We start from the raw sequence: 15435 nt of genomic DNA, 5'->3' as shown, positions 1-15435 counted from the left end.
CGTCTCGCGCAATCTCGGCGCCGAAATTTGTTTGCGCGGCCGCGCCCGGGGGTAAGAAAAAGTGGGCGGGGCGAAGTGGCGCAAGCGGAGATGGGGGATCTGATGAGATCTGGACCGAGGACGACGGTCGCGCTGTTCGGCGGTGCGGCGATGCTCGTGCTGTCGGTCGCCTGCGGCGGCGGTCATAAAGGCGGCCCGAGCAGCACCACCACCCCGACGACCACCCCGTCGTCCAGCGTTGCGCCCACCACTGCGCCCGGCGGCCCGAACGGCGGCGGCGGACCCAATGGCGGCGGCGGTAGCGTGCCGGGCGGCCCGACCGGTGGCGGCGGTCCCGGCGGAGGCGGCGGCAGCATTCCCGGCGGCCCGACCGGTGGCGGCGGTCCCGGCGGAGGCGGCGGCAGCATCCCCGGCGTCGGCGGTGGCGGCGGCGGTCCGGGCGGCGGTGGCGGTTGCGTCGGCAACGTCTGCGGCGGCTACTGATCGCCGAGCCGCCGCGTTGAGCCGGCGCTGAAACGCACCACGAAAGACTTGTTTCCCTAGCCGGTGGGGCCGGGACTACCTGGCCCCATCGGCTGAACCCTATCTCAGAGGCCTAGGGCGAGCCCACGATCCGGGTTATGGTTCTCCGCAACTCGGATGCAAGGGGACTTCAATGTCGAAGCTCAGGTTCGGATATTTCATCGCCCCGTTCCACCGCGCGGGCACCAACCCGACGCTGGCCCTGCAGCGAGATCTGGCGTTCGTCGAGCACCTCGACGCCCTCGGCTTCGACGAAGTGTGGTTGGGCGAACACCACTCGGCAGGCAGCGAAATCATCAGCTCCCCAGAGATTTTCATCGCAGCCGCCGCCGAACGGGCAAAGCGGATCCGGTTCGGCACCGGGGTCATCTCGTTGTCGTATCACAACCCGCTCTGGGTCGCGGATCGGCTGATGCTGCTGGATCACCTGACACACGGCCGCATCATCGGCGGCGTGGGGCCCGGCTCGCTGCCCAGCGACTCGTCGATGATCGGACTCACCCCTACCGACACCCGAGAGCTACTGGAAACCAACCTCGACATCGTCGCGCGATTGCTGGCGGGGGAGACGGTCAGCGCCAAGACCGCAACCCACCAACTCTTCGATGCCAAGCTGCAGCTTGCCCCCTACTCCGACGGCGGGATTCCGCTGTCCGTCGCCGCGGTCGCGTCGCCGACGGGTGCGCGACTGGCCGGCAAGCACGGCATCGGCCTGCTGTCCATCGGGGCGACCCTGACGGTCGAGGGTTTCAATGCGCTGTCCTACCACTGGGGCATCGTCGAGGAGCGCGCCGCCGCCTTCGGCATGCAGGTAGACCGCAAGAACTGGAGCCTGGTCGGGTTGTTCCACCTCGCCGAGACCGAGAAGCAGGCCCGTGAAGAGGTCAAGTTCGGCATCGAGCCGTGGTTCCGGTACTTCCAGAAGGTGGCCGCGTTCCCGCAGATGACGATGCCCGGCGAGCAGCTCGACGAAATGATCGACGTCATCAACGAGAACGGGGCGGGCGTCATCGGCACGCCTGAGCGGGCGCGTGAACAGGTGCAGCGGTTGTGGGATCAGTCCGGCGGTTTCGGCTGCATGCTCCAGATGGGCCACGAGTGGGCCAACCCGGCCGCCACCCGGCGGTCAGCCGAGTTGTTCGCCGCCGAGGTGATGCCGCACTTCCAGGGGCAGGCGCAGCCGACGCTGGACGCCGCCGCGCGCGCCGGCCAGGCCCGGGAGAACCTCGCGCAGTCGCAGTTGGATGCCGTGGCGCACATGACTAAGAAGTATCAGGACGAGGTCGACGCGAAGTAGCGCTGCGCATCCGCCCACGTGAATTCCCTTCGCGGCCCGTGTATTTCGCCGGGCTGCGGCGTGGCTTCCGACGACGGCCGGGCCCGGCGGCCATCGCGCAGCTTCATATCCAGGCGACAGGCGGGTCTCAGGGGGCGGCTAAGGACGCGGCGCATACCTGGAGGATGACCACCAACACCCCTCGCCCCACGATCGCCGGCGGATGCCGCCGGCGACTACTGCGCCTCACTCTCGCGGGCGCCGCGACGCTGGCCGTCCTGGCCCTCTATGACGCGGCGCAGCCCCAGACTCCCGGAACCACGCTGGGACCTGGATCGGTGCGCCTGACGGACATGGCCTTTCCCCAGGCGCCGCCGGGTCTCACCGGCGGCAGCCTCGCGGCCGATGACGGCGACGACCAGGCCCAGTTGCAACAGCAGCTGAATCAGCAGCAGCTGCAGCAGTCCATGCAACAGGCCGAAGAGCAAAACGAGCAGGCCCAGCAGCAGTTCAATCAGGACATGCAGCAGCAACAGACCTACGAGAACCAGTTCAACAACCCGTAAATCGTGATCCAAGCGTGGCGGCCGCTGTGCGCGGCCGTCACGCGCCATGCGAGAACCTAGCGGCCGCCGGTGGATTCGCGATCGGCCGCCTTCACCAGCCGGCCCGCGAAAAACCGGACCGCTCCGCCCATCGCGGCGCGCATCAGCGGGCCCGTCCCGCGAACGCCTTCGGTGAACGAGCCGGTCCAGCGGATGTCGGTCCCGCCCGACGCATTCGGCGTGAGGACCACCTCGCCGGCGTAGTCCTTGGCCGGGGTGGCCGGGCCCACCAGCTTGTAGGCGTGGCGACGGTCGGGCTCGTACTCGACCGTCTCCTCCTGCACGTAGACCGGCCACATGCCCACCTTGCGGATGGCCCCGACGCCGCCCGGCGCGGGATCACCCTGGCGAGCCCAACTCGAGTGCATGACAATCGGCTTCGCCCACTGCGACCAGTTGGCGCCGTCGGCTACCAGCCGGAACACCGTCGCGGGGGGCGCGCTGCTGGTTCGGGTGATTTCGAAGGAAAAGTTCCGGCCCGGCATGACATCTCCTGGTGGTAGCAAACGGACGGCCCTGGACGCCGCTCGCCGGTAGGCTACCGCCCACGCCGGGCGCCCACCGGATCGGGTGGATCGCCGCTGTCAGCCCGGTTATCGAAGACCCGCCGGGATCGGCGAATGCGCCGGCCGCTCTTGATGTTTGCCGATTCACCGCAGGCGGACCGTCGCATCGCCTTGCCTAGACTGCAGTAATGGATCGCGGTTCCCGGCAGGACGGCCCACGTGCCGGTGGCCTACTTCGGATCGAGGACTGCCTGGACGCGGCCGGCCGGGTCGCGCTGCCGCCCTGGGTCAACCTGATCTCGCTCATCGACCGCAACATCGCGAACGTCGGTGACACCGTGGCGTATCGCTACCTCGACTACAGCCGTTCGGTCGACGGCGAGGCCGAAGAGGTGACGTGGAGCCGGTTCGGCGTCCGGCTGGAGGCCATCGGCGCACGGATCCAGCAAGTGGCCGGTCATGGTGAGCGCGTTGCGGTCCTCGCGCCGCAGGGCATCGACTACGTCGCGGGCTTTTACGCGGCGGTCAAGGCCGGAACCATCGCGGTGCCGCTGTTCGCTCCGGAACTGCCCGGGCACGCCGAACGGCTTGATACCGCGCTGCGCGATTCCGAGCCCACCGTCGTACTCACGACGGCACCCGCCCGAGAGGCGGTGGAGAAGTTTCTGGCCGGCCACCCGCACTTGCGCCGGCCGCGGGTGATCGCCATCGACCAGATACCCGATTCGGCGGGGGAGTCGTTCGTGCCCACCGAGCTCGGCATGGACGACGTCTCGCACCTGCAGTACACGTCGGGCTCGACCCGGCCGCCGGTCGGCGTCGAGATCACCCATCGGGCGGTGGGCACCAACCTGGTGCAGATGATCCTGTCGATCGACCTGCTGGACCGAAACACCCACGGCGTCAGCTGGTTACCGCTCTACCACGACATGGGTTTGTCGATGATCGGCTTCCCGGCCGTTTACGGCGGCCACTCCACGCTGATGTCTCCCACCGCGTTCGTCCGCCGGCCCGAGCGATGGATCCAGGCCCTGTCCGACGGGTCGCGGCAGGGCAATGTCGTCACCGCCGCACCGAATTTCGCCTACGACTGGGCCGCGCAGCGCGGCCTGCCCGGCCGCGGTGCGGACATCGACCTGCGCAACGTCGTGATGATCATCGGCTCCGAACCCGTCAGCATCGATTCGATCAGGACCTTCAACACGGCGTTCGCGCCGTACGGGTTGCCGCGGACCGCGTTCAAGCCGTCCTACGGCATCGCCGAGGCCACGTTGTTCGTCGCGACCATCGCCCCCGCCGCCGAGGCGACGGCGGTGTACCTGGACTCAGAACGGCTGGGCGCGGGACACGCGGTGCGCGTCGACGCGGATGATCCCAACGCCGTCGCGCAGGTGTCGTGCGGCCAGGTCGCGCGCAGCGAATGGGCTGTCATCGTCGACCCCGCCGGCGGATCCGAATTGCCGGACGGCGAGGTGGGCGAAATCTGGTTGCAGGGCAACAACGTCGGGCGCGGCTACTGGGGCCTGCCGGACGAGACGCGGCGGGCGTTCGGTGCCGAGCTGCGATCCCGGCTCGCCGCGGGCAGCCACGCCGACGGCGCCGATCCGGACCGCTCCTGGCTGCGCACCGGCGACCTGGGGGTGTACCTGGACGGCGAGCTGTACGTGACCGGTCGGATCGCGGACCTGGTGACAATCGACGGCCGCGACCACTACCCGCAACACATCGAGGCCACCGTCGCCGAAGCGTCGGAAATCGTCCGGCGCGGATACGTGACGGCGTTTTCCGCGCCGGACGGCGACGACCCCGATGCCGCGCGGCTCGTCGTGATCGCCGAACGCGCCGCGGGCACCAGCCGTGAGGATCCGCAACCGGCGATCGAGGCGATCCGCGCGGCGCTCGCGCAGCGGCACGGCCTGACCGTCTCGGACGTGCGTCTCCTGCCGGCCGGCGCCATCCCACGCACCACCAGCGGCAAGCTGGCCCGCAGGGCCTGCCGGGCGGAGTACCTCGACGGCATCCTGGGCGTCCGCTAACCGGGCGAACCCTCAAAAGGGCCTGCGCGTCAACCGGGCTGGATAGTCTCCACTCGGAGGCGCGAGATGGTTCTCAAGTTGAGGGTGTCGCCGGATTTGATCGGCGGCGACGTGGAGGCCGGCTACGGCAAGGTCGCCGACGCTTTTCGTGCGACCTTCCGCGACGGCGCCGAAGTCGGTGCGGCCGTCGCCGTCTACCGCGACGGCGTCAAGATGGTCGACCTGTGGGGCGGCTACCGCAACGGGCTGACCAAGGATCCGTGGCAGGCCGACACGATGGTGAACATGTTCTCCACGACCAAGGGCGTCGCCGCCCTGGTCGTGGCGGTGGGGGCCTCGCGCGGACTCCTCTCCTACGATGCCAAGGTCGCCGACTACTGGCCGGAATTCGCGCAGGCCGGCAAGGGTGACGTCACCGTCCGCCAGCTCCTGGCGCATCAGGCCGGAGTCTGCGCGCTCAAGCCGAAGCCGACGCTGGCCGACGTAGCCGATCCGCAACGGTTGTCGCCGATCCTGGCGGCCCAGGTGCCGGCGTGGCGGCCGGGCACCCGGCACGGCTATCACGCGATCACGCTCGGCTGGTACGAGTCCGAGTTGATTCGCCGGACAGACCCGGCCGGGCGCACGCTGGGCCGGTTTCTGGCCGACGAGATCGTCGCGCCGGCGGGACTCGACCTGCACATCGGCCTGCCCGCCTCGGTCGACCGCGCGCGGGTCGCCCATATTCACAATTGGGCGCGCGCGGAAACGATGCTGCATCTGGGCGTCATGCCCGCTGGCTTTGTGGGCGCGTCGCTGAACCCGGTCGGCCTGACGGCGCGCACCATCGCGGTCCCGCGCGGCGTCAACCCGTTCGACGGGGACTACAACCGCGACGACGTCCGGGCCGTCGAGATCCCGTCGGCCAACGGAATCGGCACCGCCCGGTCGGTGGCGCGCATGTACGGCAGCGCGGCGCGCGGCGGTGCCGAGGTTCCGCTGAGCCCGGACACCCTCGGGGCGCTGATGGCACCGGCCGTTCCGCCGAGCCACGGCGTGCGTGACAAGGTGATGCACATCGACGTGGCGTATTCGCTGGGGTTCTGTAAGCCGGTGCCGCAGTTCGTGTTCGGCTCGTCCGACAGGGCCTTCGGCACGCCGGGGTTCGGGGGATCCTTCGGGTGCGCCGACCCGGATACCGGCATCGGGTTCGCTTATGTCATGAACCGGCTCGGGTTTCACCTGTGGAGTGATCCGCGTGAACTCGCGTTGCGACAGGCATTGTTTCGCGATGTGCTCGGGGCCCGCCCGCAGAGTTGACCGAATGCCGGCCGTCGCGGGTGGCATCCTGGCCAGGTGGGCTTGATATTCCGGTTGGCGGAGCTGTTGATCTTGATCCTGCCGCTGACGGGCGCGATCGTCGCCGCGGTGCGTGCATACGGCGCCTACCGCCGGCGCACCGACGAACGGTCGCGGGAAATCGACCGGACACCACTACCCGAGGCGCCCGCCGCGGATGGGGCCGGCGTGAATCAGGCGGCCCAGTGGCGCTCGATCCGCCGCGTTCTCGATGAGCACGGCCGAACCGACGCGCGCTGGCTCGAGTACGAGCTCGACGTTGCCAAGCTGCTGGACTTCCCCCTGATGACCGACATGCGCGACGCAAACACGATCGCGTTCCACAAAGCCAAGCTGCGGGCCGACTTCCTGCGTCCCATCAAGGCCGAGGATCTGCTCGACGACCGCGACGGCGCCGCGCGATACATGGCCGCCGTCGAGGACTACGTCACCGCGTTCAACGCCGCCGAGGCCGAAGCGATCCGCAGGCGCCGCAACGATTTCTCCCGGGCGGCTCAGCAGCGAATTGCGCGGGCGCAGAACCTGTTACGGGTCGCGGCCGACCCCGCTGCGGCGTCGCACGAACGCCAGCGCGCCTATGACGTGGCCCGCAACGAACTCGACGGCCTGCTGGTGCTGCCGTCGGCGACACAGGCGAACCTCGAACGCGGAATATCCGGCGAGCTGGAGCGATAGCCGGCCGGGCTAGGGGCAGGTGTAGCCGCCGTCGATCACGACGTCCGAACCGGTCATGTAGCTGGAGGCCTCGCTGGCCAGGTAGACGTAGAGACCGGTGAGCTCTTCGGGACGGCCGATGCGCCCGAGCGGAATTTTCGGCTCCCACAGGCGGTGGTACTCCGTCAACGGCTCGACGAGCTCGGTGAGGATGTAACCGGGGCTGACGCTGTTGACCCGAATGTTGTGCGGCGCGAATTCGACCGCCATGGCTTTGGTCAGGTGGATGACGGCCGCCTTGGAGGCGCAGTAGTGGCCGACCTGTTGTGGGACGTTGATGATGCTGCCCGACATCGAGGCCGTGGTGATGATGACGCCGCCGCGCCCTTGGGCCACCATCGCCCGGGCCGCCGCCTGCGCGGTCAGGAAGACACCGGTGACATTGGTGTCCTGGATGCGCTGGAATTCCTCGGGCGACATGTCCAGGATCGGGACGACGTCGATGACGCCTGCGTTGCAGACCGCGATGTCGATGCCGCCCAGCTCCGCGATCACCCGGTCCACCATGCCGGTCACCTGGTCCGGCCGGGTCACGTCGCATCGGATCGGCACCACCTTGCCGTCACCGTCCGCCGCCAGCTCGCCGGCGATGCGTTCCAGCGCCTCGACACTCCGCGCCGCGACGGCCACGTCCGCGCCGGCCTGCAGGTAGGCCTGGGCCACTTTCCTGCCGATGCCGCTGGACGCCCCGGTGACCAACGCCCTCTTGCCGCGCAGGTCGAACAAGTCCATCAAGTTCATCCGCGATCCCCATCCATACGAGCGACCCAAAACCGGAACACGTTCTAGTGTGTCCGCTATGGGCAAATTCACCAGGGCAGAAATCGACAAAGCCGTCGATAACTACACCAAAGTCGTCGAAGGGTGCAGCGCTTCGGGCGATTGGCGGCCGTTTGCGGACCTCTTCACCGACGACGTCGTCTACACCGAGCATCACTACGGCGTGTTTCACGGGCGCGAGGCGGTCCGCGACTGGATCGTCGCGGTGATGGCGCCGTTCCCGCACATGCGTTTTCCCAATGACTGGGTCGCTCACGACGAGGACAACGACGCCGTCGTCGTCATGATCAAGAACCTGCTGGATCACCCGACCGATCCGAACGGTGAACCGTTCTGGTTTCCGAACTGGACCCGGCTGGTGTACGCCGGCGACGGGCTCTTCTCCAGCGAGGAAGACATTTACAACCCCGACCGGGACGCGCCCGGCGTCGTTGCGGCGTGGATGCAGGCCGGCGGCCAGCTCGCCACCACCGAGATCCTGCAGCCCGGCGCCTAGCGTCGGGGAGCGATAGTCCTTGCGCGCGAAGCGCTATCACCGGCGCTGGCTTTTTTCTGACTCACCTACGCCGTGCCCGACGCGACCGCCCGCCCGCGGCGCCGCGACCGGACCTTCCCCAGCGCCTGCTCCCAGGCGAGCAGGGTGGTGGCTTTGACGTTGGCAGGCTTCACGCTGTCGCGGGACAGCAGCGCGGTCGCGGCGGCCTTCGTGGTCGCCGACGCCTTCGACATGTGACCCGAGTCGAACGGCGGCTGCGGGTCGTATTCGAGCGCGAGCTGGATTGCCTTAGCGCGGGATTCGCCACCGATCTGGCCGGCCAGCCACAGCGCGAGGTCGAGCCCGGCGGACACGCCCGCACTGGTGACGATGTCATCCTGGTGGACGATCCGTTCGTCGGCCACCGGAACCGCGCCGAATGCCTTCAGCGCGGGGACCGTCAGCCAATGCGACGTCGCGCGTCGGCCGTCCAGCAGGCCGGCGGCCGCCAGAATCACCGACCCCGAGCACACCGACGTCGTCCAGCTCGCGCTGTGGTGGGCCTGGCGCAGCCAGTCGAGCAGCGCGTCGTCACGGGCGTGAACCGGTGTCGACGGGCCCCCGGGAACGAGAAGCACGTCGGGGGAGGGGGTTTCGGCCAGCGAGTGGGTGGCGCCGATGACCAGCACCCCGGAGTCGGCGGTGATCGGCCCGGCTTCGTGCCACACGAAGCGCACCTCGGCGCCCGGCAGGTTGCGCAGCACCTCGTAGGGACCGATCATGTCCAGCGCGGTGAATCCCGGATAGGCCACGATGGCGATTTGAGTCATCAGAGTCGTCCTTTCGATGTTAGGCGAAGGCCTTGCGGTATTGGTCGGGCGAATGCCTACGCGACGAAGGAAATTGCGTCGCATGGTTTCCGCCGTGCCAAAGCCGCACCGAGCGGCGATCGCGACGACGGTGTCGTCGGTCTCCTCCAACTGCCGTCGTGCGGCCTCGGTGCGGATGCGCTCGACGTATTGGCCGGGCGCCTCACCGATTTCGGCGGTGAACACCCGGGTGAAGTGCCGCGGACTCATCGCGGCGCGGCGAGCCAGCTCGTCGACGCTGTGCGGACGGCCCGGCTCGGCCTCGATCGTCTCCTGCACCTCGCGGATCGAGTCCCGTCTGGCCCGCGGCATCCACACCGGCGCGGCGAACTGCGTCTGGCCGCCCGGCCGGCGCAGATACAGCACGAGCCAGCGGGCGACCGTCTGCGCGAGTTCGGTGCCGTGGTCGTCTTCGATCAGCGCGAGCGTGAGGTCGATGCCCGCGGTGACGCCGGCGGCGGTCCATAGGGTGTCCGAGCTTCGCACGAAGATCGGGTCGGCATCGACGTCGATGGCCGGGAATTCACTCGCCAACCGCTCGGCGAAGGCCCAATGGGTGGTCACCCGGTGCCCGTCCAGCAGGCCCGCCTCGGCGGCGAGGAACGCACCGGTGCACACCGTGACTATCCGGCGCGCATGGGTGGCGACGGTCTTGATCCAGGCGACCAGGTCGCCGTCGGACCGGGCGGCGTCGACGCCGGCCCCGCCCGGGAGAACGACCGTGTCGATCGGGTCGCCCGGATCCGGTAACGGGGTCGCCACAAACGCCAGCCCGGTGGCCGTCTGCACCGGTTGACCACCGACCGAGGCCATCGCGACGTCGTAGCCGCCGCCCGTCAACAGCGATGCGCCGGTGAACACGTCATACGGGCCCACCACGTCGAGCGCCTGCACGCCGGGAAAACCGGCGATGACCACCTTGCAAGGCATGGATTCAGTGTTGGGCACACCGGGGTCTGTCGTCTATGCCATGTATCCCACTGATTAGGACATGGGACCTGCCCCACGGCGGCCACGGCGGCCTTGGCAGACTGTTGCCCATGGCACAGATAACGTTGCGTGGAAACCCGATCAACACTGTCGGCGAGCTGCCTGCCGTCGGATCCAAAGCCCCGGCCTTCAGTCTGGTCGGCGGCGATCTGGCCGCGGTGAGCAGCGAGCAATTCGGCGGTAAGCCCTTGGTGCTCAACATCTTTCCGTCCATCGACACGCCGGTGTGCGCCGCCAGCGTGCGGACCTTCAACGAGCGCGCCGCCGGGGGCGGGGCGACCGTGGTGAACGTCTCGAAGGACCTGCCGTTCGCTCAGGCGCGATTCTGTGGAGCCGAGGGCATCGAGAACGTCAAGAGCGGTTCGGCGTTCCGCGACAGCTTCGGTGAGGACTACGGGGTCACCATCACCGACGGTCCGATGGCCGGATTGCTGGCCCGGGCCATCGTGGTGATCGGCGCCGACGGCAACGTCGCCTACACCGAGCTGGTGCCCGAAATCGCGCAGGAGCCCAACTACGACGCGGCGCTGGCGGCGGCGGGCTGACCTCCGCGCCCGCCTCGCCACATCTCGCTGATGATGTCGGCGGCGACGAGCAGATCCAGCATCGCCGGGTCGCGGTTGAACAGCAACGCGATGTTCGCGCCGACGGCACCGCCGGTCAGCTCGCGCACCCGTCGCAGGTCGGCGCGGCCCTGGCCCGAGGTGGTCTCGATGATGCCAAGGGCGCCGGCATTGGATACCGCGGCGGCCAACTGGGCGCCCACGATGTAGGTCATCGGCGCCTGGATGATGGGGATGTCGATGTGTGCGAGCGCGCAGACCCGGTTGGGCGCGGGACTCGGGCCGCCGGTGGTCATCGGTCCCGCGGATCGATCAGGTCGCGGAAGCCCTCCGACCGGTGGACCGATGCGCCGAGACTTCGCACTCGCTCGGTCAACGCTCGGTCGGACGTCACGACGCGAATGTCGTGCGGCGCAGCGTCGGCCGCGACCAGGCGGACGATCTCGTCGTCGGCCGAATTCGCGGCCGCCCTGGGCGCGTACGCAATCTCGACCACCGATGACGTGATGGTCGTCGGTGGCGGTCGTTCGAAAACCACTGTCACCGTTTCTCCTCGACCCGACGCCCACCGATCCAGGCTTTCCACCAATGTGACCATGGCACCGTTGCGGTCTTTCCACCAGCCATCGGGACGACTTCCGATCACATTCATGCCGTCGACGATCCAGCGCACAACCCACAGCGTACGACCCGGCGCGACCGATTGATTTTCGTTCGGGAAGCCATCTGTGGTTGATACGGTCACCCTCATGACCTCGATCGCCGACGCCGAAGACCGGGTGCTCGCGCTGGCCCGCGGTATGCGGGACCTGGTGCGCGCCGAAGCCGCCGAATCCGAGCGGGCGCGAACCCTCACCCCGGCGATCGTCGACGCGATGTGGGCCAGCGGGTTGATGTCGGCGTTCAACCCGGTCGTGGCCGGCGGTGTCGAGCCGTCGTTCACCGAGATGATCGAAACCTGGATCGAAATGGCTTGGCAGGACGGGTCATTCGGCTGGGTCGGGATCGCCAACCTGCCATCGTCCTTCGCCGCGGCGGCCTACCTGCCCGACGAGGGTTTCGCCGAAGTGTTTACCGCGCACGACAACCGGGTCACTGTGGGTGGCCAGTTCTTTCCCAACGGGCAAGGCGCCGCCGTCGACGGCGGCTACCGGGTGACCGGCGCGTGGAACTTCGGTTCGGGCACCGGTCACGCGCAATACGTCGCGGCCGGGTTCCTGCCGATGGACAACGGCGAGATGCGCTGGATCAGTGAGGGTTTCCCGGAGATGCGGGTCGCGGTGATTCCGCGGGAGGAGATCAGTTTCAACGACGGCTGGTTCGTGCAAGGGCTGAAGGGGACCGGCTCCTACGACTACAGCGCGCAGGAGTTGTTCGTACCCCAGAGTCGCACGTTCGAACTGTTCGTGCGGCGGCCCTGCCGGGGAACCTCGCCGGCCACCCGGATGGGGCTGATGCCCGTGACCGCCGCCGGGCACGCCTCGTGGGCGCTGGGCGTGGCCAAGAGCATGCTGGACGACGTCCAGGAGTTGGCCGCGACGAAATTCCGGATGAGTGACATGGCGGCACTGGCCAGCCGACCCACCTTCCAGAAGGGGCTGGCGCATCACCGCGCGGCCTGGCGTGCGGCCCGCCTGCTGGTGCTCGACGCGTTCACCACCGCCGAGGCGGCGGTGGCGTCCGGGCAGGACCTGACACCGGCGCTTCGCGCCGACATGCGGGTGGCCGCGGTCTACGCCACCGACACGGCCCGCGGCTGCGCGGAATGGGCCCACCTGGTCGCCGGGACCAGCTCGATCCGGGAGGGCAGCCGGCTGGAGCGCGCCTTCCGGGACATCTACACCGGGACGCAGCACGCCTTCATCAGCGAGAAGGTCGCCATCGACGTCGCCCAGATCTGGCTGGGCATCATCGACGACCAGCCCGGCTTGTAAGTCGCCGACTCCGATCCGGTCAACCGATCCGGTAACGCCACGCGCCAATTGATGAGGCGCCGAATCTAGGTACTGCGCGGGCTCCTCGCTACCATTCAGCGCATGCGCGGCTCAAAAATCCTGATCACCGGTCCGACCGGTCAGATCGCCACCCCCATCGCCCGGGCGCTTGCCGCCGACAACGAGGTTTGGGGAATCGCCCGATTCACCGACCCCGCCGCGCGCGAAGGCCTCGAGAAGGCCGGGATTCGCTGCGAAAAGGTGAATCTAGCGGCCGGTGACTTCACCGCTCTGCCAACAGATTTCGACTATGTCCTGAACTTGGCGGTGGCGAAGAGCGGAAGCTGGGACAAGGACCTGGCGGCCAACGCGGAGTCGGTCGGCCTGCTGATGGCCCACTGCCGCAACGCGACGGCCTTCCTGCACTGCTCGTCGGCCGCCGTGTACGACCCGCCGGACGACGCCCCCCGCAGCGAGCGGTCCGCCCTGGGCGACAACCACAAGCCGTTGTTCCCCACCTATTCCATCTCCAAGATCGCCGGGGAAGTGGTCGCCCGGTCGGTGGCGCGCGTCGTCGGCGTGCCCACCACGATCGCCCGGCTCAACGTCCCCTACGGTGACAACGGCGGATGGCCGTTCTACCACATGGAGATGATGTTGGGCGGCATCCCGATTCCCGTTCCACCCGGTGAACCCGCCCGCTACAACCCCATTCACGAGGACGACATCATCGCGACCATCCCCAAGCTGCTCGAGGTCGCGTCGGTCCCGGCGACCACGGTCAACTGGTGCGGCGACCAGACGGTCAGCCTGCAGGAGTGGTGCGAGTACCTCGGCTCGCTCGTCGGCAGGGAGCCGACCTTCGAGGTGAGCGACCAAGCGCTGCGCGGCAATCCCACCACCATCGATCGGATGCACGAACTCATCGGCGGCACCTCGGTCGACTGGCGCGACGGAATCCGTCGCATGGCGGCCAGGTTCCACCCCGAGCTCGTCTGCGTCTAGGGGGCCGTCTCTCTCACAGGTGAGTCGGGACGCGTTCGGCGAACGACTCGGGATACTCCCGATGCATGAAATGTCCGCCTCCGACCTCCTCGACGATGTACTCGTTGTCGAACATCCGCGCGGCGCGCCGATAGTCCGACGGCTCGGCGACCGGATCGTCCAACCCCGCGAAAGCAACCACCGGCACCGCGATTCGCGCCGCCAGTGATGCGCTGGGCTTGGGGGAAAGCTTTCGATAGTAGCCAAACGCCGCGTTCAAGCTTTCCGGGTTGGAGAAGCTCGCGCGGACCGCGTCGAATTCTTGCGGATCGGGATTCCACGTCGGAGACCACCGTCGATAAATCGCCGGCAGCGCCGCGAAGTCGTTGCGCGCGAAGCGCTCCGGCGCTCCCGGCAACTTGTATGCCGCAAAGTGGCGGACGCCCCACAGCTTCTTCAGTGTCGGCTTGAGCGTGGCAGGGTGCGGAATGCCGATGACGAACAGCTTTTGCACCCGGTCAGGGGCCAGGGCCGCTGCACCGTATGCGGCGGCGGCTCCCCAGTCGTGCCCGATGATGACGGCGTCGCGGGCGCCGAGAGCTTCGATGAGTGCCAGCGTGTCGCGCGCCAGAGTCTCCTGGTCAGCGTCGGATGCCGGGATCGCGCTGGGGTGGTATCCGCGCATGTAAGGGCTGACCGCACGGTAGCCCTCGGCGGCAACGCGTGCGCGAAGGTCATCCCAGGTATGCGCCGTGTCGGGGAAACCGTGCAGCATGAGCACGAGCGGCCCGGAGCCCTGTTCGATATAGGCGAATCTCAGTCCGTTCGCTTCGACGAAAGCGATCTCATCGCCCATGCTTCGGGGACAGTACGCTCCTGCACGGCTGGCGCAAGGGGAGCTCGACGATGCTGGGCAACTGCGGACGAACATGACAACATCACCGGGTGACCAACGGACAAGACGCGGCCCAGCGCCTGCGCACGCTGGTCCTGTTGCGCCGTGTCCGCGACCGCATCGACCGTGACTACACGCAGCCGCTGGACGTCGAAGCGCTCGCGCGCGGGGTGCACATGTCCGCCGGCCACCTCAGCCGCGAATTCCGGCGCGCCTACGGCGAATCGCCGTACTCCTACTTGATGACTCGGCGCATCGAGCGAGCGATGGCGCTGCTGCGCCGCGGCGATCTGAGCGTCACCGAGGTGTGCTTCGCGGTCGGGTGCTCGTCCCTGGGCACCTTCAGCACCCGATTCACCGAACTGGTCGGTGTGTCGCCCAGCGCGTACCGGCGCCGAGCGGCCGGTGCGCTGGCCGGTATGCCACCCTGCGTGGCCAAACAGGTGACGAGACCGATCAGGAATCGAGAAGCATCCGCCGTCGGGCCGCACCTAGCCTGACCGCATGAACATCACCATTCACTCGAGCTTCCTTCCCCACCAGGACCCGGAAGCATCGCTCGCCTTCTATCGCGACGTCCTGGGGTTCGAGGTTCGCCTCGACGTCGGCAAGGGCACGATGCGCTGGATCACGGTCGGCCCGCCGAACCAGCCGGATACGTCTATCGTCTTGAACCCGCCCGCCGCCAACCCGGGCATCACCGACGATGAGCGCCGCACCATCGCCGAGATGATGGCCAAGGGCAGCTACGCCACACTGCTGCTGGCCACCAAGGACCTCGACGGCACCTTCGAACGGCTGCAGGCCGGCGACGTCGACATCGTCCAGGAGCCCACCGACCAGCCGTACGGGCTGCGCGACTGCGCCGTCCGCGATCCCGCGGGAAATCTCATTCGCATCCAACAACTGCGCTGAGCCCATGGAGCTTGACCAGCCGTGCGCACAATG

General features: G+C 68.2%; 17 protein-coding genes and 2 pseudogenes. 12 read left to right on the top strand and 7 right to left on the bottom strand.

Translation table 11 applies throughout. The features are described 5' to 3' along the window. Nucleotides 1-102: 102 nt before the first annotated feature. The 3 genes from B8W69_RS30565 to B8W69_RS09625 all read left to right on the top strand — a co-directional run bounded on the left by B8W69_RS30565 (nt 103) and on the right by B8W69_RS09625 (nt 2364). Nucleotides 103-483 carry a hypothetical protein gene (locus B8W69_RS30565; protein ID WP_165762583.1) on the top strand — a complete coding sequence of 127 codons (381 nt, stop codon included), beginning with the start codon at nt 103-105 and terminating at the stop codon, nt 481-483. Between the two features lie 172 nt (nt 484-655). After that, nucleotides 656-1819 (top strand): LLM class flavin-dependent oxidoreductase, encoded by a 1164-nt coding sequence (locus B8W69_RS09630; protein WP_085289601.1) that lies wholly within the window; start codon nt 656-658, stop codon nt 1817-1819. Between the two features lie 164 nt (nt 1820-1983). Beyond that, nucleotides 1984-2364: a hypothetical protein gene (locus B8W69_RS09625; protein ID WP_085289600.1), complete on the top strand. Its 381-nt coding sequence runs from the start codon at nt 1984-1986 to the stop codon at nt 2362-2364. Nucleotides 2365-2420: 56 nt separating this feature from the next. On the opposite strand, the gene B8W69_RS09620 is transcribed toward B8W69_RS09625, so the two are convergent. Next, the gene (locus B8W69_RS09620; protein WP_085289599.1) at nt 2421-2888 is read right to left on the bottom strand and encodes an SRPBCC family protein; all 468 of its coding nucleotides are present in this window, start codon (nt 2886-2888) and stop codon (nt 2421-2423) included. A gap of 209 nt (nt 2889-3097) precedes the next feature. Between B8W69_RS09620 and B8W69_RS09615 the strand changes: the two genes are divergently transcribed. From B8W69_RS09615 to B8W69_RS09605, 3 genes are all read left to right on the top strand, one after another. Further along, a complete protein-coding gene (locus B8W69_RS09615; RefSeq protein ID WP_085289598.1) occupies nt 3098-4945 on the top strand; it encodes a fatty acyl-AMP ligase in 1848 nt (615 codons plus the stop codon). Nucleotides 4946-5011: 66 nt separating this feature from the next. Beyond that, on the top strand, nt 5012-6244 hold the full coding sequence (locus B8W69_RS09610) for a serine hydrolase domain-containing protein (RefSeq protein WP_085289597.1): 1233 nt from the start codon (nt 5012-5014) through the stop codon (nt 6242-6244). Nucleotides 6245-6280: 36 nt separating this feature from the next. Beyond that, nucleotides 6281-6958, top strand: coding sequence for a hypothetical protein (locus B8W69_RS09605; protein ID WP_085289596.1), 678 nt, complete (start codon nt 6281-6283; stop codon nt 6956-6958). 9 nt (nt 6959-6967) lie between these two features. Here B8W69_RS09605 and B8W69_RS09600 read toward each other — a convergent pair whose 3' ends face one another. After that, entirely contained in the window at nt 6968-7738 is a 771-nt protein-coding gene (locus B8W69_RS09600; protein WP_085289595.1) for an SDR family oxidoreductase, read from the bottom strand. Between the two features lie 58 nt (nt 7739-7796). On the opposite strand from B8W69_RS09600, the gene B8W69_RS09595 reads away from it, so the two are divergent. After that, entirely contained in the window at nt 7797-8273 is a 477-nt protein-coding gene (locus B8W69_RS09595) for a nuclear transport factor 2 family protein (RefSeq protein ID WP_085289594.1), read from the top strand. 65 nt (nt 8274-8338) lie between these two features. On the opposite strand, the gene B8W69_RS09590 is transcribed toward B8W69_RS09595, so the two are convergent. Continuing rightward, on the bottom strand, nt 8339-9082 hold the full coding sequence (locus B8W69_RS09590; RefSeq protein WP_085289593.1) for a DJ-1/PfpI family protein: 744 nt from the start codon (nt 9080-9082) through the stop codon (nt 8339-8341). A 19-nt stretch (nt 9083-9101) separates the two neighbouring features. Next, nucleotides 9102-10051 (bottom strand): annotated as a pseudogene (locus B8W69_RS09585) (GlxA family transcriptional regulator). Between the two features lie 110 nt (nt 10052-10161). On the opposite strand from B8W69_RS09585, the gene tpx reads away from it, so the two are divergent. Next, nucleotides 10162-10656 (top strand): thiol peroxidase, encoded by a 495-nt coding sequence (tpx, locus tag B8W69_RS09580; RefSeq protein ID WP_085289592.1) that lies wholly within the window; start codon nt 10162-10164, stop codon nt 10654-10656. A gap of 32 nt (nt 10657-10688) precedes the next feature. Here the strand turns inward: tpx and B8W69_RS09575 are convergent. Beyond that, nucleotides 10689-10970, bottom strand: a pseudogene (locus B8W69_RS09575) (nitronate monooxygenase); the annotation flags it as partial. Next, nucleotides 10967-11347, bottom strand: a complete 381-nt coding sequence (locus B8W69_RS09570; RefSeq protein WP_085289727.1) for an NYN domain-containing protein — start codon at nt 11345-11347, stop codon at nt 10967-10969. The pseudogene B8W69_RS09575 and the gene B8W69_RS09570, both read right to left, overlap by 4 nt. Nucleotides 11348-11423: 76 nt before the next feature. On the opposite strand from B8W69_RS09570, the gene B8W69_RS09565 reads away from it, so the two are divergent. Further along, complete coding sequence (locus B8W69_RS09565) at nt 11424-12608, top strand: acyl-CoA dehydrogenase family protein (protein WP_085289591.1); 1185 nt, start codon at nt 11424-11426, stop codon at nt 12606-12608. A gap of 102 nt (nt 12609-12710) precedes the next feature. After that, complete coding sequence (locus B8W69_RS09560) at nt 12711-13613, top strand: NAD-dependent epimerase/dehydratase family protein (RefSeq protein WP_085289590.1); 903 nt, start codon at nt 12711-12713, stop codon at nt 13611-13613. A 13-nt stretch (nt 13614-13626) separates the two neighbouring features. Here the strand turns inward: B8W69_RS09560 and B8W69_RS09555 are convergent, their stop codons facing one another. Next, nucleotides 13627-14448 (bottom strand): alpha/beta fold hydrolase, encoded by an 822-nt coding sequence (locus tag B8W69_RS09555; RefSeq protein ID WP_165762582.1) that lies wholly within the window; start codon nt 14446-14448, stop codon nt 13627-13629. An 89-nt stretch (nt 14449-14537) separates the two neighbouring features. Here B8W69_RS09555 and B8W69_RS09550 point away from each other — a divergent pair, with 89 nt between their 5' ends. Continuing rightward, a complete protein-coding gene (locus tag B8W69_RS09550; RefSeq protein ID WP_085289588.1) occupies nt 14538-14987 on the top strand; it encodes a helix-turn-helix transcriptional regulator in 450 nt (149 codons plus the stop codon). Nucleotides 14988-14991: 4 nt separating this feature from the next. After that, on the top strand, nt 14992-15402 hold the full coding sequence (locus B8W69_RS09545) for a VOC family protein (RefSeq protein ID WP_085289587.1): 411 nt from the start codon (nt 14992-14994) through the stop codon (nt 15400-15402). Nucleotides 15403-15435: the final 33 nt, after the last annotated feature.

Source organism: Mycolicibacterium vulneris, assembly GCF_002104765.1.
In the GTDB taxonomy this organism is placed as follows: Bacteria; Actinomycetota; Actinomycetes; order Mycobacteriales; family Mycobacteriaceae; genus Mycobacterium; species Mycobacterium vulneris.
This window is presented reverse-complemented; position numbering and strand designations above follow the sequence as displayed.

Bases quoted from the DNA above. Each gene is read 5' to 3' on its own strand.
- B8W69_RS09560 (WP_085289590.1), top strand. From the start codon at position 12,711: ATGCGCGGCTCAAAAATCCTGATCACCGGTCCGACCGGTCAGATCGCC.
- B8W69_RS09555 (WP_165762582.1), bottom strand. From the start codon at position 14,448: ATGGGCGATGAGATCGCTTTCGTCGAAGCGAACGGACTGAGATTCGCC.
- B8W69_RS09625 (WP_085289600.1), top strand. From the start codon at position 1,984: ATGACCACCAACACCCCTCGCCCCACGATCGCCGGCGGATGCCGCCGG.
- B8W69_RS09620 (WP_085289599.1), bottom strand. From the start codon at position 2,888: ATGCCGGGCCGGAACTTTTCCTTCGAAATCACCCGAACCAGCAGCGCG.
- B8W69_RS09630 (WP_085289601.1), top strand. From the start codon at position 656: ATGTCGAAGCTCAGGTTCGGATATTTCATCGCCCCGTTCCACCGCGCG.
- B8W69_RS09590 (WP_085289593.1), bottom strand. From the start codon at position 9,082: ATGACTCAAATCGCCATCGTGGCCTATCCGGGATTCACCGCGCTGGAC.
- B8W69_RS09565 (WP_085289591.1), top strand. From the start codon at position 11,424: ATGACCTCGATCGCCGACGCCGAAGACCGGGTGCTCGCGCTGGCCCGC.
- B8W69_RS30565 (WP_165762583.1), top strand. From the start codon at position 103: ATGAGATCTGGACCGAGGACGACGGTCGCGCTGTTCGGCGGTGCGGCG.
- B8W69_RS09595 (WP_085289594.1), top strand. From the start codon at position 7,797: ATGGGCAAATTCACCAGGGCAGAAATCGACAAAGCCGTCGATAACTAC.
- B8W69_RS09600 (WP_085289595.1), bottom strand. From the start codon at position 7,738: ATGAACTTGATGGACTTGTTCGACCTGCGCGGCAAGAGGGCGTTGGTC.
- tpx (WP_085289592.1), top strand. From the start codon at position 10,162: ATGGCACAGATAACGTTGCGTGGAAACCCGATCAACACTGTCGGCGAG.
- B8W69_RS09610 (WP_085289597.1), top strand. From the start codon at position 5,012: ATGGTTCTCAAGTTGAGGGTGTCGCCGGATTTGATCGGCGGCGACGTG.
- B8W69_RS09545 (WP_085289587.1), top strand. From the start codon at position 14,992: ATGAACATCACCATTCACTCGAGCTTCCTTCCCCACCAGGACCCGGAA.
- B8W69_RS09615 (WP_085289598.1), top strand. From the start codon at position 3,098: ATGGATCGCGGTTCCCGGCAGGACGGCCCACGTGCCGGTGGCCTACTT.